The following is a 20,395-nucleotide window of genomic DNA, read 5'->3' on the forward strand; positions in this document are numbered from 1 at the left end:
CCCGGTGCCGTCGCCCGGGGTGCGGGCCGTCCGGAAGGGATCCCCCCGTGTAAGTGGACTAGACCTCTTCCGGGTGTACGCGCCACACTGTTCTCGTGGAACATGTCATCGCCCTCGATGTGGGCGGCACCGGGATGAAGGCCGCACTGGTGGGGGCCGGGGGCGAGCTGCTGCATCAGACGCGCCGGGACACCGGGCGCGAGCGGGGGCCCGACGCGGTGGTGGAGTCGATCCTCGCCTTCGCCGCCGAGCTGCGCGCGCACGGAGAGCGGCACCTCGGCGCACCCGCCGCCGCGGTCGGCGTCGCCGTCCCCGGAATCGTCGACGCCGACGAGGGCGTCGCCGTCTACTCGGCCAACCTCGGCTGGCGTGACGTCCCGCTGCGCGCACTGCTCGGCCGCCGGCTGGGCGGCGTACCCGTGGCGCTCGGGCACGATGTGCGCAGCGGCGGGCTCGCCGAGGGCCGTATCGGCGCGGGCCGGGGAGCCGACCGCTTTCTGTTCGTGCCGCTGGGCACCGGCATCGCGGGCGCCATCGGCATCGGCGGCCGGGTCGAGGCCGGCGCCCACGGCTTCGCGGGCGAGATCGGCCATGTCGTCGTACGGCCCGGCGGCACCCCCTGCCCCTGCGGTCAGCAGGGCTGTCTGGAGCGCTATGCGTCGGCCTCGGCAGTGAGCCGGGCGTGGGCCGAGGCCACCGGGGACCCGGAGGCGGACGCGGCGGACTGCGCGAAGGCCGTCGCATCCGGCAACGGTGACGCCCTGCGGGTCTGGCAGGAGGCCGTGGACGCGCTCGCCGACGGCCTGGTCACCGCGCTCACCCTGCTGGACCCCCGCACCCTGATCATCGGCGGCGGGCTCGCCGAGGCGGGAGAGACCTTGTTCGCCCCGCTGCGGGACGCCGTCCGGCGGCGGGTCACCTTCCAGAAGCTGCCGTCGATCGTCCCCGCAGCGCTCGGGGACACCGCCGGATGCCTGGGCGCGGGACTCCTCGCCTGGGATCTCCTCGAATCCACCGACCCTGCGGAGGTAACCACCTGATGGCCACGCGCAAGATCCTCGCCGGTGCCCGGGTGGTGCTGCCCACCGGGACCGTGGACGGCGGCCGCCTCGTCGTGGAGGGCACCCGGATCGCCGGGCACTCCCCCACGGGCCCGGCCGGATCCCCCGTCCCGGACACCGAGACCGCCGAAAACGCCGAAAACGCCGAGATCATCGATGTACGGGGGCACTGGCTGGTCCCCGGCTTCGTCGACATGCACAACCACGGCGGCGGCGGCGCCTCCTTCTCCGGCACGGCCGAGGACGCCCTCACGGCCGTCCGCACCCATCGGCTGCACGGCACCACCACCGTGGTGGCCTCGACCGTCACCGACGACATGGACGTCCTGGTCGGGCACGCCGGACTGCTGTCCGAGCTGGCCGAGCAGGGCGATATCGCCGGCATCCACTTCGAGGGCCCCTTCATCTCGCCCTGCCGCAAGGGCGCCCACTCCGAGGCGCTGCTGCGCGACCCGGATCCGGCGGAGGTCCGCAAGCTGATCGACGCCGCCCGCGGCCGGGCGAAGATGGTCACGCTCGCCACCGAGCTGCCCGGCGGCCTGGACTCGGTACGGCTGCTCGCCGAGCACGGAGTGATCGCGGCGATCGGGCACACGGACGCCACCTATGAGCAGACGGTGGCGGCCATCGACGCGGGCGCCACGGTCGCCACCCATCTCTTCAACGCGATGCCCCAGCTCGGCCATCGCGCGCCCGGCCCCATCGCCGCGCTGCTGGAGGACGAGCGGATCACGGTCGAGCTGATCGACGACGGCACCCATCTGCATCCGGCCTCCCTCCAGCTGGCGTTCCATCACGCGGGCGCGGCGCGGGTCGCGTTCATCACGGACGCGATGGACGCGGCGGGCTCCGGCGACGGCCGATATCTGCTCGGCCCGCTGGAGGTCGAGGTCAGCGACGGTGTGGCGCGTCTGGTGGAGGGCGGCTCGATCGCCGGTTCGACGCTCACCCTGGACCGCGCGTTCCGGCGTGCGGTCACCGTGGACCGGCTGCCGGTGGAGGACGTCGTCGCGGCCCTCTCGGCCAACCCGGCGAAGCTGCTGGGCGTCGACGACCGGGTGGGCTCCCTGGAGCCCGGTAAGGACGCCGACCTGGTGCTGCTGGACGAGGACTTCGTCCTCAAGGGCGTGATGCGCCGCGGCGAGTGGGTGGTCGATCCCCGACTGGGGTGATTCATCTCCCAGTTGACGGGGTGTGGTGGCCCCCGGGGGCTGGGCCGGCACCCTCTCCTTTGGCATGATCGAGCCTTCGCACACGCCGACGGCGAGCGCGGTCCGCCTCCCGGATCACCTCCGGAGCCCGGGTTCCGGGGCGCACGGACCGCGCCGTCCTGACTCTCGGGGGAGGTCCCGTGATCCTGACGGTCACGCTGAACACCGCTCTCGACATCACCTATCGCGTACGGACGTTGCGGCCGCACGGCTCGCACCGGGTCTCCGAGGTGGCCGAACGGCCCGGCGGCAAGGGGCTGAACGTGGCCCGGGTGCTCGCCGCGCTCGGCCACGAGGTGACGGCCACGGGTTTCGCCGGCGGCGGGACGGGCCGCCTGCTGCGGGAGCAACTCGCCCGCACCCACGGCGTGGTGGACGCGCTGCTCCCGGTCGGGGGCGCGACCCGGCGCACCGTCGCGGTGGTCGACGGGACGACCGGGGACACCACCCAGCTCAACGAGCCGGGACCGGTGATCACACCCGCCGAGTGGTCGGCCTTTCTGGAGGCCTACGAGAACAAGGTGCGCTCGTCGGCGGCGGTGGCCCTGTGCGGCAGCCTGCCGCCGGGGGTGCCCGTGGGGGCGTACGCCCAACTGGTGCGCACCGCACGGGCGGCGGGCGTGCCCGTGCTGCTGGACACCAGTGGCGAGCCGCTGCGCCGGGGGGTCGCCGCCCGCCCGGACATGGTCAAGCCGAACGCCGACGAACTGGCCGAACTCACCGGTTCCCACGAGCCCTTGGGGGCCACCCGGGACGCCCGCAGGCGCGGGGCGCACACCGTGATCGCCTCGCTGGGCGCCCAGGGTCTGCTCGCCGTGAACGCGGAGGGCCACTGGCGGGCCGGCCCGCCGCACCGGCTCCGGGGCAACCCCACGGGCGCGGGCGACTCGGCGGTGGCGGGCCTGCTGTCGGGCCTGGTGGACGGGTTGCCGTGGCCCGCGCGGCTGGCCCGGGCGGTGGCCCTGTCCACGGCGACGGTCCTGGCACCCGCGGCGGGCGAGTTCGACCGCCGGGCCTACGAGGAACTGCTGGGCCGCGTCACCGTGACCGAAGAGGCGAACGCGGCCTGACGGCACCCCGGCGGGGGTCGCCTCCCGAACGCCTCACTGCCCTGCGCCGGGGTAGCCGCGGGCCCGGACCAGGTCCTGGGTGAGACGGGTGAAGGCGCGGGCGGCGGCGCTCTGATAGCTGCTCCCGCGCCGCAGCAGGGTGACGGTGCGTGCGGGCAGGGCGGGTTCCAGAGGGACGGGGCGCAGATGCGGATGGTCGTGGGTGACGGCGTCCGGGAGCACGGTGGCGATCGGGGCGCGCCGCACTATCTCGACGAGGGCCTGGACGGAGTTGGCCTCCACCGCGATACGGGGCCGTATCCGGTGGGCCGCGAAATGGGCGTCGATATGGCTCCGGGTGGCGAAGTCACCGTTCAGCAGGGCGAGCTGCCGCTCGCCCAGGTCCCGTACCGGTAGTGGGCGGGGCGGGCCGTCCCCGGGGTCGTGGTCGCCGGTGACCAGGCTCAGGGTCTCCGTGAACAGGGTCGTCGACGAGACCCCGGGCAGATGGGGACCGGAGAAGGCGATGCCGAGGTCGAGGTCGTCGGCGAGCAGGTCCGACTCGATGCGGTCCTGGGTCAGCTCTCTGAGGTCCAGGGTGATGCCGGGGTGCCGGTCGTGCAGCGCGGCGACCAGGGGGCCCACCAGATAGGCGCTGAAGGTCGGCGTCGCGGCCAGGCGCAGATGGCCGCGGCTCAGGTCCTGGACGTCCTGGACGGCACGCCGGCCGGCCTCCAGGTCCCTGAGGGCCCGACGGGCATGGCGCGCATAGGTCTCGCCGGCGTCGGTGAGCCGCACACTGCGTCCGGTGCGGTCGAGCAGCGGCACCCCCACGATCCGCTCCAGCTGTCTGACCTGCTGGGAGAGCGTGGGCTGGGAGATGCGCAGCTCCTCGGCGGCACGCGTGAAGCTGCCGTGCTCGGCCACGGCGAGCAGATAGCGCAGATGACGCAGTTCCGGAGCCATGAAAACAAGTATAGATATGAGCAATGGGAGACATGGGCACTGCGTCTTGGACTCTATAGAGCCAGGTCATGCATGGTGGATTCACCGGGTCCTGAAAGGCCGGAAACCCACCGAGGGGAGTGACTCATGCGCGACCTCGCCGAGGGCGTCACGCGTTTCCAGCGGGATGTGCACCCCGTCAAGGCGGACCTTTTCGCCCGCCTCGCCACGCACCACACACCGCACACCCTGTTCATCGGCTGCTCCGACGCCCGTGTCGTCCCGGAGCTGATCACGGCCAGTGAACCGGGCGAGCTGTTCGTCGTCCGCACCGCGGGCAATCTCGTCCCGGCCCACGCACCGGACCCGGACGCCGTGGCGGCGAGCATCGAGTTCGCCGTCGCCGTCCTGGGCGTGTCCGACATCGTGGTGTGCGGGCACTCCGGCTGCGGCGCCATGACGGCCCTGGCCGAGGCCCATGATCTGCGCGAGGTGCCGGCGGTCGCCCGGTGGCTGCGGCACGCGGACGCCTCCCGCGCCCGTACCGCCGCCCGCGGGGACGTCGCGGCGCTGGTGCGGCAGAACGTGCTCGCCCAGCTGGCGAACCTGGCCACCCACCCCTCGGTCGCCCGTGCCCGGGCCGAAGGCGCCCTCACCCTGCACGGCTGGGTCTACGACATCGCCACCGGAGGCGTCGAGACCGTCGGCACCGACGACCGGGCCACCGCGGGCGCCGCCTGACCACCGGCCCGGCGCCTTCCGGCCGGCCCGGGCCCCCTTCGACCCGGCCCTGCGACTTCGCAGGAGACCGGGTGTCCCCCCCCACCCCGTGAACAGAGAGGAACCCCCCATGCCGCACGCCCAGTTCGACCCCACCGCCCGTGAGACCCTCGCCATCACCGCGGTCGAGGCCAAGACCCGCAAGGACCTCACCTGGCAGCAGATCGCCGACGCGTCCGGCCTGTCGGTGGCCTTCACCACCGCCGCCGTGCTCGGTCAGCACGCCCTGCCCGAGGCCTCCGCGCAGGCCGTCGGCGAGCTGCTCGGCCTGGACGCCGACGCCGTGACGCTGCTCCAGACGATCCCGACCCGCGGTTCGATCCCCGGTGGCATCCCGACCGACCCGACCATCTACCGCTTCTACGAGATGCTCCAGGTGTACGGCACCACGCTGAAGGCCCTGGTGCACGAGCAGTTCGGTGACGGCATCATCTCCGCGATCAACTTCAAGCTGGAGGTGAAGAAGGTCGCCGACCCCGAGGGCGGCGAGCGCGCGGTGATCACCCTGGACGGCAAGTACCTGCCCACCAAGCCCTTCTGATCCGCCCGGACCGAACCGGCTCCGGGGCGGACCGGCCCGCCCGTCCGCCCCGGCCTCCTCCCCTTTTCCCACCTCCTCCCCCTTCCCCCCTTCTCCCTCTTTCCCCTCACCGAAGGGACACCCGCGATGGACTTCGCACAGCACACCATCGACCTCGCCCGCCGCAATGTCGCCGAGGGCGGCCGGCCGTTCGCGACCGTCATCGTCAAGGACGGCGAGATCCTGGCCGAGAGCCCGAACCGGGTCGCCCAGACCGGCGACCCCACGGCGCACGCCGAGATCCTCGCCGTCCGCGAGGCATGCACCGAGCTGGGCACCGAGCACCTCGTCGGCGCCACCATCTACGTGCTCGCCCACCCGTGCCCGATGTGCCTGGGGTCGCTGTACTACTGCTCACCGGACGAAGTGGTCTTCCTCACCACCCGGGACGCCTATGAACCGCACTATGTGGACGACCGCAAGTACTTCGAACTGGACACGTTCTACGGCGAGTTCGCCAAGAACTGGGACGAGCGCCGGCTGCCGATGCGCTACGAGCCGCGCGAGGGAGCGGTCGAGGTCTACCGGCTCTGGCAGGACCGCAACCAGGGCGAACGCCGCGTCGCCGGCGCGCCCGTCGCCCTCTGAGGGAGCCGACCATGACCCTCGTCGAACCGACCGGCGCCGAGATGCGGCATCTGGAGCGCGCCGTGGAACTGGCGGCCGAGGCACTGCGCGCCGGGGACGAGCCCTTCGGCTCGGTCCTGGTCGGTGCCGACGGCCAGGCCCTGGCGGAGGACCGCAACCGGGTGCGGACGCTGGGCGACAACACCCGGCACCCCGAGTTCGAGCTGGTCCGCTGGGCCACCGCCCGTCTCACCGCGCGGCAGCGCGCGGAGGCCACCGTCTTCACCTCCGGGGAGCACTGCCCCATGTGTGCCGCGGCCCACGGCTGGGCCGGTCTCGGCCGGATCGTCTATGTGCACTCGGCCGCCCAGCTGACCGACTGGCTGGCCGAGCTCGGCGTGGCACCGTCCCCGGTACGCTGTCTGCCGATCCAGGACGTGGTGCCCGGCCTGACGGTGCAGGGGCCCGTACCGGCCCTGACCGGCCGGATGCGCGAGCTGCACACCGACTTCCACACCGGTCGGCCCGACAGGACCGCGCCCTGACGGGCCGGCGGTGCCGGCACGGTTGCCGTGGTGTGCCGGCTCAGGGCCGTCCGGTCCCGCCGCGTTCCGGGTCCGTCCGTATCTCGGCCTCGCGCAGCACCTCCGCGATCGCGCGGAAGCCGCGGCGCTCGGCATGGGCGCGGGCCGTCGTCCCCTCGGCGTCCGGCAGCAGCGGGTCGGCACCCGCCGCGAGCAGCACCTCCACCACCTCCTGGTGGGTGCGCCCGCCGTCGCCGAGGATCACCGCCTCCAGCAGCGCCGTCCAGCCGAGCCGGTTGACGTGATTCACGTCGATGTCGGTCTCGGCCAGCACCGCCCGCACATAGGCCACATGACCACGCTCGCTCGCGGGGATCACCGACACCCCGCCGTACCGGTTGGTCAGCGTCAGGTCCGGCCCGCCGGGCAGCAGGGCGCGCATCATCGCCACACTGCCGGTGACACCGGTCACCAGCCAGGGACTGTCCGACCGGTCGTCCTGCGCGTTCACGTCCGCGCCCGCACCGACCAGCACCTCCGCCACCGCCGGCTCGTCGGCGAGGGCGGCCCGCAGCAGGGGCGTACGGCCCTGCTCGTCGCGCGCCTCCCGGTCGGCGCCGGCTGCCAGCGCCGCACGGACGGCCGCGACATCGCCGTGCTGTGCGGCGTCCAGCAGGGCACGGTCGGTCGGGGAAGGTGACTTCTTGGCCACGACGGGACTCCTCCAGGGGGCGGCGACGGACAACGCGACGACAACGGCCGCCAGGACGACAAGCAAAGCAGGGACACAGAAGCAGAAGCGGAACAAGGGGCTGGGGCCGGGACGGCGGGAGAGCCCGGCACGGCCGGCGGCGCGCGGGGCAGTAGCTCCCACGCGCCGCGGCGGCCGAGCGCTCTCCCGTTCGGGGACGCGTTTCATCAGAGGACGTCACTCGCTCGGGAGGTGCGATGGAATCAGCGCCCGTTGCTGATCGCCGCGACCCCGGCCCGGGCGAACTTCTCGTCCAGGTCGCCGGAGGGGGCACCCGCCACCCCGATGCCCGCGATCGGGGCGTTGCCGTAGGCCACCGGGGCACCGCCCGCCAGGAACAGCGTGCCCGGGATGTCCTTGAGGGTCGGCGCCGAGTCCAGCCGCTTGGCCAGCTCGGAGGTGGGCGCGTTCCAGGAGACGGCGGTGTAGGCCTTCCTGATCGCCGAGTCGTAGGACTGGGGTCCGGCGCCGTCGCCGCGCAGGGTGACGATCGTGTTGCCGTTACGGTCCACCACCGCGACGGTCACCCGCTGGCCCTCCTGCTGGGCGGCCTTGAGGGCGGCCCGCGCGGCGTCGGTGGCGGCCTCGGCCGTCAGATGGGTGCTGGTGGTCGTGGCCCTGTTCTTCACCGCGGCCGGAGCGGCGGCCGGAGTGTCGGCGGAGGCGGACACCGCGCCGGCCGCGCCGGCACCGACCACCGCCAGGGCCGCCGCGGCGGTGACGATCCTGGCGCGGGCGGAGAACTTCCTGGCCTTGTGCTGCATCACGGGTACCTCTCCAGTCGTGTCGCCTTCCTCCGCACCCGGTCAGCCGGATCGGCCGTGCTTGTACGGGTGACGGAGGACGCGGCGCGCCCTGCGCCGCACCTCCACTCTCGGCCCGCCCGGGCCGCCCGCCCGTCGGCGTACCGGCTGGTCCCGGCGCGCGGACGGACGACGCGGGGGTCATCCGATCGGTTGACCCGCCGCCGTTCCCACCGGGCGACAATGACCCTGTTCGCCCGACTCGGGGCCCTCCCGCCGAGGCCGTCCCGGGTCTGTCCGCCGCCATGTCCGTCGCCGTCCGTCGCCGTGTCCGTACGTCCCGGGGAGGAGCAGCCCATGCCGTCCTGGAAACTGCCGTCCCCGCAAGGTCCGGGCACCGTCGGCGGGGAAGCCCGCCGACTGGCGTTCGTCATCCATCTGACGTTCTTCCTGCTGCTCGGCTCCGCGCTGTTCCGGTATGTCCTGCGGCACCACGCCCAGCCCCAGGTGCCCGCCGTCCTGGCCCTGGCCGGCGCGCTGGCCCTGCTGTACGTCACCGGCCGGCGCACGGCGGTCACCGCGGCCGGCGCATCCGTCCCCGGCAGGGCAGCCGTCCCCGGGCCGGTGTCCCTCTCCTCCCGGGGCTCCTCCGCCGCGGGCCCCGGGCGGCCTCCCCTCACCAGGCTGGTGTGGCTGGGCGGGCTGGTCGGCGTGTGGGCCGCACTGGTCGCCCTGGCTCCCAGCTTCGCCTGGTGCGCGGTGCCGCTCTTCTACACCGCGCTGCGCACCCTGCCGACGCCCGCCGCGTACACCCTGGTGGTGTTCTTCACCGCCTTCGTGGTCGTCGCCCAGCTGCGGCTGGCCGACCGCTTCGACCTGGACCTGGTGATCGGTCCGCCGTCCGTCGCCGCCCTGGCGGCCGCGGTCTTCACCCATATGGACCGGCAGGCAACCCGGCAGGCCGCCCTGATCCGCGACCTGGTGCGCACCCGGCGCGAACTCGCCGCCACCGAGCGCCGCGAGGGCACCCTGGCCGAGCGTCAGCGGCTGGCCATGGAGATCCATGACACGCTCGCCCAGAGCCTGTCCAGCCAGCGGATGCTTCTCCAGGCCGCCGACCGGACCTGGGAGAGCGAGCCGGCGCGGGCCAGGGAGCATCTGCGCACCGCCGGTTCGATCGCCGAGCGGAGCCTGGCCGAGGCGCGCCGGTTCGTGCACGACCTCGCACCCGCCGACCTCGCCGAGGGCGGTGGCCTGGAGGCGGCGCTGCGGGGCCTCGCCTCCCGCGAGACCACGGCCGGACGCACCGTGACCTGTCTCGTCGACGGCACACCGGCGCCGTACGGGCTGCCGGACCGGGTGCAGTCCGCGCTGCTGCGCATCGCGCAGGGTGCCCTTGCCAATGTCCGGGAGCACTCCGGTGCCACCCGGGCCGCGCTCACCCTCACCTATCTGGAGGACCAGGTCCGGCTGGACATCGCCGACGACGGCCGCGGTTTCGACACCGCCGCACTGCCGGGGCGCGCCGTCGGGGTCCGCGGACACGGTCTGCCCGCGATCCGTGCCCGGGTCGGCCAGCTGGGCGGCACCCTCACCGTCGAGTCCGCGCCCGGTGACGGCACCGTCGTCTCCGCCGCCGTCCCGCACCGTCCCACCGCCGCGCAGGAGGTTCCCACGCCATGACCAGGACCGAACCCACCGAACCGGCCGGACGCACAGCACCGGCGCCGGTCCGGCTGGTGCTGTGCGACGACCACGCCGTGGTCCGCGCGGGTCTGCGCGCCCTGCTCGGCAGCGCCCCGGGGATCGACGTGGTGGGCGAGGCGGACAGCGGGGCGGAGGCCGTCGCGCTCGCCGCCAAGCTCGTCCCCGATGTGGTCCTGATGGATCTGCAGCTCGGCGACGCGATGGACGGAGTCGAGGCCACCCGCCGGATCACCGCCGGCTCCGGTGGCGCGGTCCATGTGCTGGTCCTGACCACCTATGACACGGACGCCGACATCACCCGTGCCATCGAGGCGGGCGCCACCGGCTATCTGCTCAAGGCCGAGCGCCCCGACGAGCTGTTCACGGCGATCCACAGCGCCGCCGCCGGACGCACCGCCCTGTCCGCGCCCGTCGCCCAGCGGGTGATGACCCGGATGCGCAGCCCGCGTCCCGGCCTCACCGACCGTGAACGCGACATCCTCGGCCAGCTGGCGCGCGGGCTGACCAACCGGGACATCGCCAAGGCCCTGTTTCTGAGCGAGGCCACGGTCAAGACACACCTGGGGCGCATCTACGACAAGCTCGGCGTCGACACCCGCGCCGGTGCCGTGGCCGTGGCCAAGGAAGAGCGTCTGCTGCCCTGACCGTCCGGGTCCCTCACCGGGTCCCGAGGGTCAGCTCGTGACCTTGCCCGCCTTCAGCCAGAACTGGTCGAGGTAGGCGTTGCACTGATCGCCGTCCTGGCAGGAGAGGGAGATGGTGTTCTTGCCCTCGTTGAGATTGATCCAGGCGTAGGTCTTCGTCCAGCCGTGTTCCCAGTCGCCCTGTTCGGCTCCTGCGAAGTTGGCCATGTTGAGCTTGCGGCCGACCTCGGTGCCGTTCACGGTGAGCGTCGTCTTCGCGTCCTCGCCGGGGACGCCGTAGCGGACGAACACGGTGTAGTCGCCGCTCTTCGGGATGTTGTTGAGGGTCCAGGTGACCTGGGCGCCGGGCTGGTTGAGCCCCACGACATACAGACCGCCCTCGGACTGGGCGCCGGGGACCTCCTTGGAGGTCGACATGTCCGGCGAGAGGCTCAGCAGCTGCGCGTCCGACTTCGGCAGCTCCTGGGGGGCCTTGTCGCCGCCGGAGGGACTGGGATCGGCGCTCTGCGAGGCGGACGCCCCGGCGGAGGGCTGGTTGCCCGCGGTGTCGTCGTTCTTGGAGTCGCCGTTCATCATCGCGATGGTGATGCCGATCACCACCGCGGCCACCACCGCGATCGCCCCGATCAGCAGGCCCTTGGTGTTGGGTCCCCGGCCGCGGCCGCCGCCCGGGGGCGACTGGCGGGACTGGGGCGCGCCGCCCGGCGCCGTCTCGGGCGCCGCGTAGTTCGGGTTGGGCTGCTGGCCGTACCCCTGCTGCGGCACCTGGCCGTAACCGGCCGGGGCCTGCTGCTGGCCGTACTGGCGCTCACCGACCGCACGCACTCTGTTGACGGAGCCCGGGTAGCCGTAGCCACCGGTCGGCGGCTGGGCGCCGTTGGCCTGCCCGTCGGCGTAGAGGTAGCCGAACGGGTCGTCGTCCTCGGGCGTGCTCGCGCCGCTGTTGCCGGGCGTCATCCCTTGGTACTCCTCAACAGGTGCGGGTCAAGATGGTGCGTGGCTGAATGGCGAGCCTACCCGTTCCCCGGAGCCCGTACGGCTGTTCCTCTAGTCACTCGTCCGATGACCTGCGGTTCATCCCGCACGGCGATGTTGTTTGGGACGAGAACGTTTCTCTACGTACATCCGCTCGTCAGCTGACTTCAATACTTCGTCCGCCGTCATGCCGCAGTGTGCCCATCCGATGCCGAAGCTCGCGCCCACGCGCATGACCCGTCCGTCGACCCTGATCGGCTGGATGATCTCGTTGCGCAGGCGCACCGCGAGGTCCTGGGCGTCGGCCTTGCCGAGGCCGTCCGCGAGGACCACGAACTCGTCGCCGCCGAGCCGGGCGACCGTGTCCCCGTCGCGCACGCCCCGGCTCAGCCGCCCGGCGACCTCGATGAGCACGGCGTCGCCCGCGTTGTGGCCGAACCGGTCATTGATCGACTTGAAGCCGTCGAGGTCGCAGAAGAGCACCGCGAGCCCCTTGGTGCCGTCGTCGGTGTCCCCCTCGGGGGCGACGGTGTGCACATGGTGGTCGAAGGCGTCGTACGGTCCCGCACCGGTGTGGAAGTCGAAGCCGTGGCCGTTCTCGTCGAAGGCCGCCGGGTGGTCGGCCCCACGGCCCTCGTAGGCGGCGTCCAGGGAGTCGGCCGGGTTCGGCGGCACCGAGTGCGGGCGGGAGCACAGCCGGGCGGACAGCCGGGAGCGCAGCTCCGCGGAGTTGGGCAGTCCGGTGAGCGAGTCGTGGGAGGCCCGGTGGGCGAGCTGGAGCTCGCGGCGCTTGCGCTCCTCTATGTCCTCGACATGGGTGAGCAGAAAGCGGGGCCCGTCGGCGGCGTCGGCGACGACGGAGTTGCGCAGGCTGACCCAGACAAAGGTGCCGTCCCGGCGCCCGAGCCGCAGCTCGGCCCGGCCGCCCTCGGCGGAGGTGCGCAGCAGGGTGCCGATGTCCTCGGGGTGGACGAGGTCGGAGAAGGAGTAGCGGCGCATCGCGGAGGCGGGCCGGCCCAGCAGCCGGCACAGCGCGTCATTGGTCCGCAGGATCCGCCCGTGCTGGTCGCCACCCATCTCGGCGATGGCCATGCCGGAGGGGGCGTACTCGAAGGCCTGCCGGAAGGACTCCTCGCTGGCCCGCAGGGCCTGCTGCTCCCGCTCGAGCCGGACCAGGGCGCGCTGCATATTGGCCCGCAGCCGGGCGTTGCTGATGGCGATGGCGGCCTGGAAGGCGTACATCTGGAGCGCCTCGCGGCCCCAGGCGCCGGGCCTGCGTCCGTTGCGCGGCCGGTCGACGGAGATCACCCCGAGGAGTTCGCCACCGCCCTGGACGCCCGGGGTGTACATGGGCGCGAGGAGACGGTCGCAGGGGTGCCACTCGTCCTCGAAGCGGGGCTCGGGGCCGTCGGTGAACCACTGCGGCACATCGTCGTCGTCGAGCACCCAGCCCTCGGTGTGCGGTATGAACCGCAGATCACCCCAGGCCTGGCCCATGATCAGCCGGCGCTCCCAGGAGGCGCGGGAGCCGACGCGGCCGGAGATCAGCGCCTCGGCGGCGGAGTCCCCGGCCAGTGAGGCGACGACGAGGTCACCGTCGGAGCGCACGAGATTGACGGCCGCCAGCTCGTAGCCGAGGCCGGTCACGATGCCGTCGGCGACGGTCTGCAGCGTGTCGGCCAGGCTGCGGGCGGTGTTCATGTCCGCCATCACCTGATGCAGCTGCCGCAGGGTCGCAAGGCGGACGTACGGCTCGGAATCGGTCTCCATTCGCCTCCCCCCTTGAAGGTCTCGCGGCAACTCCAGGGACGCCTCGGCGTACTGCGGTTCTCCCGGCCTTCCGGTTTCCCCGGTGTGCCGCCCGGCACCCTTCACCTGTGGCGTCGTACAGCACATCCGCCACTGAATCACAGTGCGCTGCCCACTAGGTACACAGGGTCAACAAATAACGCTTCCTGTGACTCAAGTCACAGCAAAACATGAGCAATTGAGTGGAGATTCCGCGTCTTCCCGCTGCGTTTACCGGAGGCAGATTCGGGAAGTGTGCAGACCCCGTGATCATACGTCGCAACTGATCTTCATCTGGGGTGCGTTGAGTTTACGGACGCCCCTCTTGACACACCCCTCCGGGGGCCGCGGACCCTCCGCCGCCGCCCGGGTGCGGACCTCCGGGTCCGCCGTAGGTCCTAGGTCACGGTTCGGGCCCGGGGCCGATGTGGGCGCCGGGGCGCGCCGACTAGCGTTCCCGGCGTGCTGAAGACTCCTGCCGTCCCGCCCTCGCCCGCCGTCCCGCCCTCCTCCGGGCATCCTGAGGGGGTGAGCAACGACGAGTTCCGCGCCGCCATGTCCCGGCTGGCCGCGGGCGTGGTCCTGGTGACCTCGCACGAACCCGCGCTGGACCCGGAGGGACCGGGCGGCGAGGACGTCGGCATGACGGCGACCGCCTTTGTGTCGGTGTCCCTCGACCCGCCTCTGGTCCTGGTCAGCCTGCGCGAGGGCTCCCGGATGGACGACCTGCTCGCCGAGCAGCCGCTGTGGGCCGTCTCGGTCCTCTCGGAGAGCCAGCGGCACATCGCCGGCCGTTTCGCGATGAAGGGCCGCATCAGCGACCGGCTGCTGTTCGCGGACATCCCCCACGTCCACGGCGAGGTCTCCGGCGCCCCGCTCGTCGGCGGCGCCCTGGCGACCCTGGAGTGCCGGACGGAACAGCGCGTACCGGCGGGCGACCACACCCTGGTGATCGGGCGCGTCCTGACGGCCGGGCTGCCGAGCGCGGACGGCGGACCGCTCATGTACTTCCGGGGGCGCTACCGGCACCTGGGCTGAGAAGGCTAGGACCAGTCCCGCCCCGTCCGGCCCCGCTTGGTATCCGAGCGCCGCTTCTTCTCGCGCAGCCGCCGTTCGTTGATGCCACGGGGGATCCTGGTCGGCTTCCGGGGCCTGGGCGGGGGCGCCGTCGCCTCGGCGAGCAGGGCGGCCAGGCGGACCGCGGCGGCCTCGCGGTTACGCAGCTGCGAACGGTGCTCGGAGGCGCGCACGGTCAGGACCCCGTCGACCAGCCGCGCCGCGAGCCGCTCCAGCGCGCGCTCCTTCCACACCGGGGGGAGCGCCTCGGTCCTCGCGAGGTCGAAGCGCAACTCCACCTGGGTGTCCGTGGTGTTGACATGCTGTCCGCCGGGGCCCGAGGAGCGCGAGAAACGCCACATGAGCTCGGCCTCGGGAAGCGAGACGGAGCCGCGGACGACATAGGGACCGGACATGTCCCCATGGTCGCGCGGCCGTCCGCCCCGCGTCACCCCAATAACGTCGCCCCCGGGCTCGTCGGGCGGCCGGGCCGGCAGGTAAAGAAAGTAAAGGGACCCGGAACCTCCGGGACCCCCCTCGGCGTTGGTAGGGATGGCTGTAGCTTCGTGCCGTACGAAGTCCACAGTCACCGCACCGCGTAGTCGAACGAGGGAAGGGACTCCCACAATGGCTGTAAGCCTGTCCAAGGGCGGCAACGTCTCGCTCAGCAAGGAGGCTCCGGGCCTGACCGCCGTCACCGTGGGCCTCGGCTGGGACGTCCGCACCACCACCGGCACGGACTTCGACCTGGATGCCTCCGCGATCGCGGTCAACACCCAGGGCCAGGTCTACTCCGACCAGCACTTCGTCTTCTTCAACAACAAGCAGACCCCGGACAACACGATCGTCCACACGGGTGACAACCGCACGGGTGAGGGCGACGGCGACGACGAGGCCATCAACGTCAACCTCGCGGGGCTGCCGGCCGACGTCGACAAGGTCGTCTTCCCCGTCTCCATCTACGACGCCGAGTCCCGCTCGCAGAACTTCGGGCAGGTGCGCAACGCCTACATCCGCGTGCTCAACCAGGCCGGCGGCCAGGAGATCGCGCGCTACGACCTCTCGGAGGACGCGGCCACCGAGACCGCCATGGTCTTCGGCGAGCTGTACCGCAACGGCGCGGAGTGGAAGTTCCGCGCCGTCGGCCAGGGCTACGCCTCGGGCCTGGTCGGCATCGCCCAGGACTACGGCGTCAACGTCTGACCCCGCCGGGCCGAAGCCCGACCACGGGAGCCCCGGCCGCGACACCCCGCGGCCGGGGCTCCCGTATGCCCGTCGGCAGGGGGAAAGCACCGGACCTCGCAGCCCCGCGGCTACTCGTGTCCGGGCTTTCCCTTTCCGTGGAGCCAGTCGCGCCAGATCTCCCGGAGGTCCTTGCCCGGCGTCTTCTTCTCGACATAGGCCGTGAAGTCGGCGGTGTCCGCGTTGCCATGGCGGTGGGCGGCCGCCCAGCCCCGGAGGATCTCCCGGAAGGCCGGGTCGCCCACGGACTGCCGGATCTTGTGGAGCACCATCGCGCCGCGCACATAGACCGGGCTGTCCGAGACATGCGCGGCGCCCGGCTGCCGTGCGGGCGGAAACGCCCAGATCTTCTCCCCGCCGGCGGGGACGGCACCGCGGTCGCCCCGGTAGAGCGCGTCGAAGACCTGCTGGGCCGTCCGCCCGCCGTGGTCCTCCTGCCACAGCCACTCCGCATAGGTCGCGAAGCCCTCGTTGAGCCATATGTCCCGCCAGCTCTTCGGGGTGACGGAGTCGCCGTACCACTGGTGGGCCAGCTCATGGACGAGCATCCGGGTGTCGGGGGCTCCGGGGAAGACGGGGCGGGTCTGGGTCTCCAGGGCGTACCCGGCGGCACCCGGCCGTGCGACGATCGCACCGACGGAGGAGAAGGGATACGGGCCGAAGGTGCGTTCCGCCCACTCCATGACCTGCGGGATCCTCGCCACCAGTTCGCGGCCGGCCCCCGCCTGGTCCGGGTCGACGGCGAGATACACCGGCAGTCCGTCGCCCAGGGTGGAACGGGTGATGCCGTACCGGCCGATCGCGACCGTGGCCAGATAGCTCGCCATCGGCTCGGCGCTGTGCCAGACGAAGGTGGTGCGGCCCGCCCCGGTGGTCCGGCCCGTCAGCTCGCCGTTGGAGACCGCCTGAAGCCCCTCGGGCACGGTGACCCGGATGTCGTAGGCCGCCTTGTCGCAGGGGTGGTGGTTGCCCGGGAACCACGCCATCGAACCGTTCGGCTCCCCGAGCGCCAGCGCGCCGTCGGCGGTCCGCAGCCAGCCCTCCCTCGCGCCGTCCGGGTCGGTGATGGTCTTTGGGGTGCCCGAGTAGCGCACCGTGGTGCGGAACCGCTCGCCCTCCCCGAGACCGCCCTGCGGACGCACGGTCAGCTCCTGGCCGCCGCGGCTCCAGGGAGCGGCGCGGCCCGCCACGGTGACGCTCTCGACCTCCAGACCGGTCAGATCCAGATCGAACGCGGAGAGGTCCCGGGTGGCGCGTGCCGTGATCACCGCGGTGCCGGCCAGCCGGCCGGGGCCCGGGTCGTAGGCGAGGGTCAGGTCGTAGTGCAGTACGTCGTACCCGCCGTTGCCCATGGCCGGGAAGAGGGGATCCCGCACCCCGGCGGCACCGGGAGTGCCCCGCACACCACCCCCGCACGCGCCGAGCGCGAGGGCCAGCGACAGGGTCAGGGGCAAGGTAAGGGACAAGACCGGAACAAGACGTACGAAACGGGGCACGGTCGCGATCCTAGGGTGCCGCCCGCGACAGTCGGGGCGGGCGCGGCGTGACACCATCCCCCCGTGCTCGACATCGGCTACGCCCTCTCCAACCGCTTCCCCGACCCCCCGCAGACCGACTACCGCCGCGCGGACGTCCATGCGCTGCGCCACGACCTGTTCTGCGGTGACGTCTATCTCGCGGACACCGAGTCGGACCGGGAGCTGTCCACAGCCTGGGGATGGGTGCCGGTGCTGGACTTCGCCTGGGCGCTGTGCGACATCGTCGAGCGGCTGGACCGCGATCCCCTGGGCAGCCGTGCCGCCCGGCCGCAGCAGGCCGAGCTGGACTTCACCGAGTCGACCGACCGGCTGCTTTTCGAACGCCGTTTCGGCTGGGTGGACATCGAGGCGGAGTGGCTGCCCGCGGCCGAGCCACCGCTGACCTTCCCCCACACCGAACTGCGCCGCGAGGCCCGGGACTTTCTGCAGGACCTGGTCGCCGACCTGGTGGACCTGCACGAGGACCTCGGCGAGAACCCGGCGATCTGGACCCTTCAGGCCCGCTTCCCGCGCATCGGCTGACGGCCGGAGCGGCATCGGGCGGCGGCCGGAGCCGGTGCGTCCACGGGCGCGGCCGACGGTCAGAGGCGCCGCGCGCCCTGCGGCAGCGCCGCCCCGGCGGCACCGTGGGCCGGGGGCTTCACCCGGATGGTCAGGCCCGCGACCAGGCCCGCCAGCAGCATGACGCCCGCCGCCCACCAGATCGCGACGGTGTAGCCGTGCACCATGCCCTCGCGGACCACCAGCGCCTTGCGGGCGGGGTCGCCCAGACGGGCGGCGACATACGCGGTGCTGCCGGTCGTCGCGATGGTGTTCAGCAGCGCCGTGCCCATGGAACCGCCCACCTGCTGTGCGGTGTTGACGGTGGCCGAGGTCACCCCCGAGTCGTGCGGGGCGACCCCGGCGGTCGAGGTGGCGAAGATCGGCATGAAGGTCAGGCCCATCCCCAGTCCCATCAGCACCAGGCCGGGCAGGATCTCGGTGGTGTAGTCGGAGTGCACCGTCATCCGGGTGAGGACCACCAGTCCGCCCGCCGCCAGCAGCAGCCCCGGCACCATCAGCGCGCGCGGCGCCACATGGGGCAGCAGCCGGGCGGAGACCTGCGTCGAGCCCACGATGGTCGCGGCCGTCAGCGGCAGATAGGCCAGGCCCGTCCTGAGCGGCGAATAGCCCAGCACGATCTGCAGGTAGTAGGTCATGAACAGAAACAGGCCGAACATCCCGACGACGGCCAGCGCCATCGTCGCGAAGCAGCCCGCCCGGTCCCGGTCGTGGACGAGGTGCAGCGGCAGCAGCGGGTGCGGTGCCCTGGTCTGCCACCACACGAACGCGGCGAGCAGGGCCACGCCCACCGCGAACAGGCTCAGCACCACCGGATCCGTCCAGCCCCGCGGCTCGGCCTCGCTGAAGCCGTACACGACCGCGACCAGCCCGCCGGGGCCCAGCACCGCCCCGGGCACATCGAGGCGGGCACCCCGCTGGCCGGGGCCGCCGTCCAGCAGCGCGAGGCCGGCCAGGACGGCGACGACCGCGACGGGAATGTTGACGTACAGGCACCAGCGCCAGTTCAGATACTGGGTCAGCAGCCCGCCCGCGATGAACCCGATCGCCGAACCGCTGCCCGCGATCGCCCCGTAGATGCCGAAGGCCTTGCCGCGCTCCCGGGGGTGGGTGAACGTCGTCGTCAGCAGACTGAGCGCGGAGGGGGCCAGCACCGCGGCGAAGGCGCCCTGGAGCGCGCGGGCGCCGAAGAGCATGCCGGAGCTGCCGGCCCCGCCGCCCAGCGCGGACGCCCCGGCGAAGCCGATCAGTCCGACGACGAACGTCCGTCTGCGGCCCAGAAGATCGGCGATCCGGCCGCCGAGCAGGAGCAGTCCGCCGAAGGCCAGGGTGTACGCGGTGATCACCCACTGCCGGTCGGCGTCGGAGATGCCGAGGTCCCGCTGGGCGGACGGCAGGGCGATATTGACGATCGTCGCGTCCAGGACCACCATCAGCTGGGCGAGCGCGATGATCACCAGGATCCACCAGCGGCGGGGATCGGCCTCGTCGGCTGCCGCACCGGCATCCGGGCTGGTGGCGCTCACCCGGCCAGAAGACCATGGATCACCGGACACCGCACCTTCGGAACTCCGGTGCTTCGAGGGGGTTCCACCCCCTTCCCCGGCGCCGCGCTCAGGGCTCCAGGACGACCTTGCCGACGGTGCCCCGGGTCTCCAGCGCCCGGTGGGCCTCGGCCGCCCGGGCGAGCGGGAAGCGCTGGACGGCCGGCACCAGACGCCCCGCCGCGGCCTCGGCGAGCGCCCGGGTCTCCAGGGTGCGCAACGGGTCGGCACCGCCCGTTCTCCGCAGCATCGCGGGGCCGAGCACCTGTTCGGAGACGCCCTCGACCAGATACGGCCCGCCGCGCCCGATGCCCTCGGCGGACCAGCCGAAGACGAGGTGCCTGCCGCCGGGCGCGAGCATCCCCACCGCCGTACGCGCCACCTCGCCGCCCACGCCGTCGAAGACCACGGTGACCCGGCCGCGGAAGTCCCCGAGCCGTGCCGCCCAGTCCGGATCCGTGTAGTCGACCGCGAGGCGAGCACCGTTCTCCCGCACCCGCACGGTCTTCTCCGGGCCGCCCGCGAGCCCGATCACCGTGGCACCCGCGTGCACGGCGTACTGCACCAGGAGGGTGCCGATGCCGCCCGCGGCGGCCGGGACCAGGACCACGGAACCGGGGCCGAGGTCGGCGAACTGCGCGATCCCCATCGCGGTACGGCCCGTGCCGATCATGGCGACCGCCCGGGCGGGGTCCAGGTTCCCGGGTATCCGGTGCAGGCGGTCGGCCTCCGTGACGGCGAGTTCGGCATAGCCGCCCGGCGCGAAACCGAGATGGGCGACGACCTCCGTGCCGAGCAGTCCCCGGTCGACCCCCGGGCCGACGGACTCGACGGTGCCGGCGACCTCACGCCCGGGGACGGTGGGCAGGGACACCGGGCCCGGCGCCGGGCCCGTCGCCCCCTGTCTGAGCGCCGTGTCCAGCAGATGCACACCGGCCGCGGCGACGGCGACGCGCACCTGACCCGGCCCCGGTTCGGGGTCCTCGACCTCCTCGTAGCGCAGATTCCCGGCGGGGCCGAAGGCGTGCAGACGGATCGCGTGCATGGGGTGGGCTCCTCGTGTCTGTGGTCCGAGAACCCACCCTTCAACCTCAAGCGCACCTGAGGTCAAGGCGTGACGGTGGGCACG

Annotated in this window: 21 protein-coding genes; 12 read left to right on the forward strand and 9 right to left on the reverse strand. The window is 72.7% G+C overall.

Annotated features, from left to right (window positions below):
- Positions 1-95 precede the first annotated feature (95 nt).
- From CP978_RS15725 to CP978_RS15735, 3 genes are all read left to right on the forward strand, one after another.
- Positions 96-1,040, forward strand: a complete 945-nt coding sequence (locus CP978_RS15725; protein ID WP_043441406.1) for an ROK family protein — start codon at positions 96-98, stop codon at positions 1,038-1,040.
- Entirely contained in the window at positions 1,040-2,233 is a 1,194-nt protein-coding gene (nagA, locus tag CP978_RS15730) for an N-acetylglucosamine-6-phosphate deacetylase (protein ID WP_043441409.1), read from the forward strand. Before CP978_RS15725 ends, nagA begins: the two co-directional genes overlap by 1 nt.
- Before the next feature lie 179 nt (positions 2,234-2,412).
- Positions 2,413-3,342: a 1-phosphofructokinase family hexose kinase gene (locus CP978_RS15735; protein ID WP_043441412.1), complete on the forward strand. Its 930-nt coding sequence runs from the start codon at positions 2,413-2,415 to the stop codon at positions 3,340-3,342.
- A 33-nt stretch (positions 3,343-3,375) separates the two neighbouring features.
- Here the strand turns inward: CP978_RS15735 and cynR are convergent, their stop codons facing one another.
- Positions 3,376-4,287, reverse strand: coding sequence for a transcriptional regulator CynR (gene cynR / locus CP978_RS15740; RefSeq protein WP_043441415.1), 912 nt, complete (start codon positions 4,285-4,287; stop codon positions 3,376-3,378).
- 126 nt (positions 4,288-4,413) lie between these two features.
- Between cynR and CP978_RS15745 the strand changes: the two genes are divergently transcribed.
- The 4 genes from CP978_RS15745 (at position 4,414) to CP978_RS15760 (ending at position 6,738) form a co-directional block, all read left to right on the forward strand.
- Complete coding sequence (locus CP978_RS15745; RefSeq protein ID WP_043441417.1) at positions 4,414-5,007, forward strand: carbonic anhydrase; 594 nt, start codon at positions 4,414-4,416, stop codon at positions 5,005-5,007.
- A gap of 109 nt (positions 5,008-5,116) precedes the next feature.
- On the forward strand, positions 5,117-5,587 hold the full coding sequence (gene cynS, locus CP978_RS15750) for a cyanase (RefSeq protein WP_043441419.1): 471 nt from the start codon (positions 5,117-5,119) through the stop codon (positions 5,585-5,587).
- 126 nt (positions 5,588-5,713) lie between these two features.
- Complete coding sequence (locus CP978_RS15755; protein WP_043441421.1) at positions 5,714-6,214, forward strand: nucleoside deaminase; 501 nt, start codon at positions 5,714-5,716, stop codon at positions 6,212-6,214.
- Positions 6,215-6,225: 11 nt separating this feature from the next.
- On the forward strand, positions 6,226-6,738 hold the full coding sequence (locus tag CP978_RS15760) for a nucleoside deaminase (RefSeq protein WP_043441423.1): 513 nt from the start codon (positions 6,226-6,228) through the stop codon (positions 6,736-6,738).
- 40 nt (positions 6,739-6,778) lie between these two features.
- On the opposite strand, the gene CP978_RS15765 is transcribed toward CP978_RS15760, so the two are convergent.
- On the reverse strand, positions 6,779-7,429 hold the full coding sequence (locus CP978_RS15765) for an ankyrin repeat domain-containing protein (protein ID WP_043441426.1): 651 nt from the start codon (positions 7,427-7,429) through the stop codon (positions 6,779-6,781).
- 242 nt (positions 7,430-7,671) lie between these two features.
- Positions 7,672-8,232: a GlcG/HbpS family heme-binding protein gene (locus CP978_RS15770; protein WP_043441430.1), complete on the reverse strand. Its 561-nt coding sequence runs from the start codon at positions 8,230-8,232 to the stop codon at positions 7,672-7,674.
- Positions 8,233-8,568: 336 nt separating this feature from the next.
- Between CP978_RS15770 and CP978_RS15775 the strand changes: the two genes are divergently transcribed.
- A complete protein-coding gene (locus CP978_RS15775) occupies positions 8,569-9,894 on the forward strand; it encodes a sensor histidine kinase (RefSeq protein ID WP_052454138.1) in 1,326 nt (441 codons plus the stop codon).
- On the forward strand, positions 9,891-10,562 hold the full coding sequence (locus CP978_RS15780; RefSeq protein ID WP_043441432.1) for a response regulator: 672 nt from the start codon (positions 9,891-9,893) through the stop codon (positions 10,560-10,562). Before CP978_RS15775 ends, CP978_RS15780 begins: the two co-directional genes overlap by 4 nt.
- 30 nt (positions 10,563-10,592) lie before the next feature.
- Here the strand turns inward: CP978_RS15780 and CP978_RS15785 are convergent, their stop codons facing one another.
- Positions 10,593-11,519: a carbohydrate-binding protein gene (locus tag CP978_RS15785; RefSeq protein WP_043441434.1), complete on the reverse strand. Its 927-nt coding sequence runs from the start codon at positions 11,517-11,519 to the stop codon at positions 10,593-10,595.
- A 117-nt stretch (positions 11,520-11,636) separates the two neighbouring features.
- Positions 11,637-13,307: a diguanylate cyclase CdgB gene (gene cdgB / locus CP978_RS15790; protein ID WP_043441436.1), complete on the reverse strand. Its 1,671-nt coding sequence runs from the start codon at positions 13,305-13,307 to the stop codon at positions 11,637-11,639.
- Positions 13,308-13,787: 480 nt separating this feature from the next.
- Between cdgB and CP978_RS15795 the strand changes: the two genes are divergently transcribed.
- Entirely contained in the window at positions 13,788-14,363 is a 576-nt protein-coding gene (locus CP978_RS15795; protein ID WP_079162162.1) for a flavin reductase family protein, read from the forward strand.
- A 5-nt stretch (positions 14,364-14,368) separates the two neighbouring features.
- Here the strand turns inward: CP978_RS15795 and arfB are convergent, their stop codons facing one another.
- Entirely contained in the window at positions 14,369-14,797 is a 429-nt protein-coding gene (gene arfB / locus CP978_RS15800) for an alternative ribosome rescue aminoacyl-tRNA hydrolase ArfB (RefSeq protein ID WP_043441441.1), read from the reverse strand.
- Positions 14,798-15,008: 211 nt separating this feature from the next.
- On the opposite strand from arfB, the gene CP978_RS15805 reads away from it, so the two are divergent.
- Positions 15,009-15,584, forward strand: coding sequence for a TerD family protein (locus CP978_RS15805; protein WP_043441443.1), 576 nt, complete (start codon positions 15,009-15,011; stop codon positions 15,582-15,584).
- A 110-nt stretch (positions 15,585-15,694) separates the two neighbouring features.
- Here CP978_RS15805 and CP978_RS15810 read toward each other — a convergent pair whose 3' ends face one another.
- Positions 15,695-17,176 carry a M1 family metallopeptidase gene (locus tag CP978_RS15810; protein WP_079162163.1) on the reverse strand — a complete coding sequence of 494 codons (1,482 nt, stop codon included), beginning with the start codon at positions 17,174-17,176 and terminating at the stop codon, positions 15,695-15,697.
- Positions 17,177-17,182: 6 nt separating this feature from the next.
- On the opposite strand from CP978_RS15810, the gene CP978_RS15815 reads away from it, so the two are divergent.
- A complete protein-coding gene (locus CP978_RS15815; protein ID WP_043441449.1) occupies positions 17,183-17,683 on the forward strand; it encodes a hypothetical protein in 501 nt (166 codons plus the stop codon).
- A 59-nt stretch (positions 17,684-17,742) separates the two neighbouring features.
- Here the strand turns inward: CP978_RS15815 and CP978_RS15820 are convergent, their stop codons facing one another.
- Both CP978_RS15820 and CP978_RS15825 read right to left on the reverse strand, forming a co-directional pair.
- Entirely contained in the window at positions 17,743-19,248 is a 1,506-nt protein-coding gene (locus tag CP978_RS15820) for an MFS transporter (protein ID WP_043441452.1), read from the reverse strand.
- 88 nt (positions 19,249-19,336) lie between these two features.
- Positions 19,337-20,311, reverse strand: coding sequence for a zinc-binding dehydrogenase (locus tag CP978_RS15825; protein WP_043441455.1), 975 nt, complete (start codon positions 20,309-20,311; stop codon positions 19,337-19,339).
- Between the last annotated feature and the right edge of the window lie 84 nt (positions 20,312-20,395).

The sequence above is a fragment of the Streptomyces nodosus genome, from assembly GCF_008704995.1.
GTDB classification, from domain to species: Bacteria; Actinomycetota; Actinomycetes; order Streptomycetales; family Streptomycetaceae; genus Streptomyces; species Streptomyces nodosus.

Coding starts and splice junctions, on each gene's coding strand:
- arfB (WP_043441441.1), bottom strand. CDS start 14,797: ATGTCCGGTCCCTATGTCGTCCGCGGCTCCGTCTCGCTTCCCGAGGCC.
- cdgB (WP_043441436.1), bottom strand. CDS start 13,307: ATGGAGACCGATTCCGAGCCGTACGTCCGCCTTGCGACCCTGCGGCAG.
- CP978_RS15760 (WP_043441423.1), top strand. CDS start 6,226: ATGACCCTCGTCGAACCGACCGGCGCCGAGATGCGGCATCTGGAGCGC.
- cynS (WP_043441419.1), top strand. CDS start 5,117: ATGCCGCACGCCCAGTTCGACCCCACCGCCCGTGAGACCCTCGCCATC.
- CP978_RS15780 (WP_043441432.1), top strand. CDS start 9,891: ATGACCAGGACCGAACCCACCGAACCGGCCGGACGCACAGCACCGGCG.
- CP978_RS15775 (WP_052454138.1), top strand. CDS start 8,569: ATGCCGTCCTGGAAACTGCCGTCCCCGCAAGGTCCGGGCACCGTCGGC.
- CP978_RS15825 (WP_043441455.1), bottom strand. CDS start 20,311: ATGCACGCGATCCGTCTGCACGCCTTCGGCCCCGCCGGGAATCTGCGC.
- cynR (WP_043441415.1), bottom strand. CDS start 4,287: ATGGCTCCGGAACTGCGTCATCTGCGCTATCTGCTCGCCGTGGCCGAG.
- CP978_RS15810 (WP_079162163.1), bottom strand. CDS start 17,176: ATGGTGTCACGCCGCGCCCGCCCCGACTGTCGCGGGCGGCACCCTAGG.
- CP978_RS15770 (WP_043441430.1), bottom strand. CDS start 8,232: ATGCAGCACAAGGCCAGGAAGTTCTCCGCCCGCGCCAGGATCGTCACC.
- CP978_RS15755 (WP_043441421.1), top strand. CDS start 5,714: ATGGACTTCGCACAGCACACCATCGACCTCGCCCGCCGCAATGTCGCC.
- CP978_RS15745 (WP_043441417.1), top strand. CDS start 4,414: ATGCGCGACCTCGCCGAGGGCGTCACGCGTTTCCAGCGGGATGTGCAC.
- nagA (WP_043441409.1), top strand. CDS start 1,040: ATGGCCACGCGCAAGATCCTCGCCGGTGCCCGGGTGGTGCTGCCCACC.
- CP978_RS15785 (WP_043441434.1), bottom strand. CDS start 11,519: ATGACGCCCGGCAACAGCGGCGCGAGCACGCCCGAGGACGACGACCCG.
- CP978_RS15805 (WP_043441443.1), top strand. CDS start 15,009: ATGGCTGTAAGCCTGTCCAAGGGCGGCAACGTCTCGCTCAGCAAGGAG.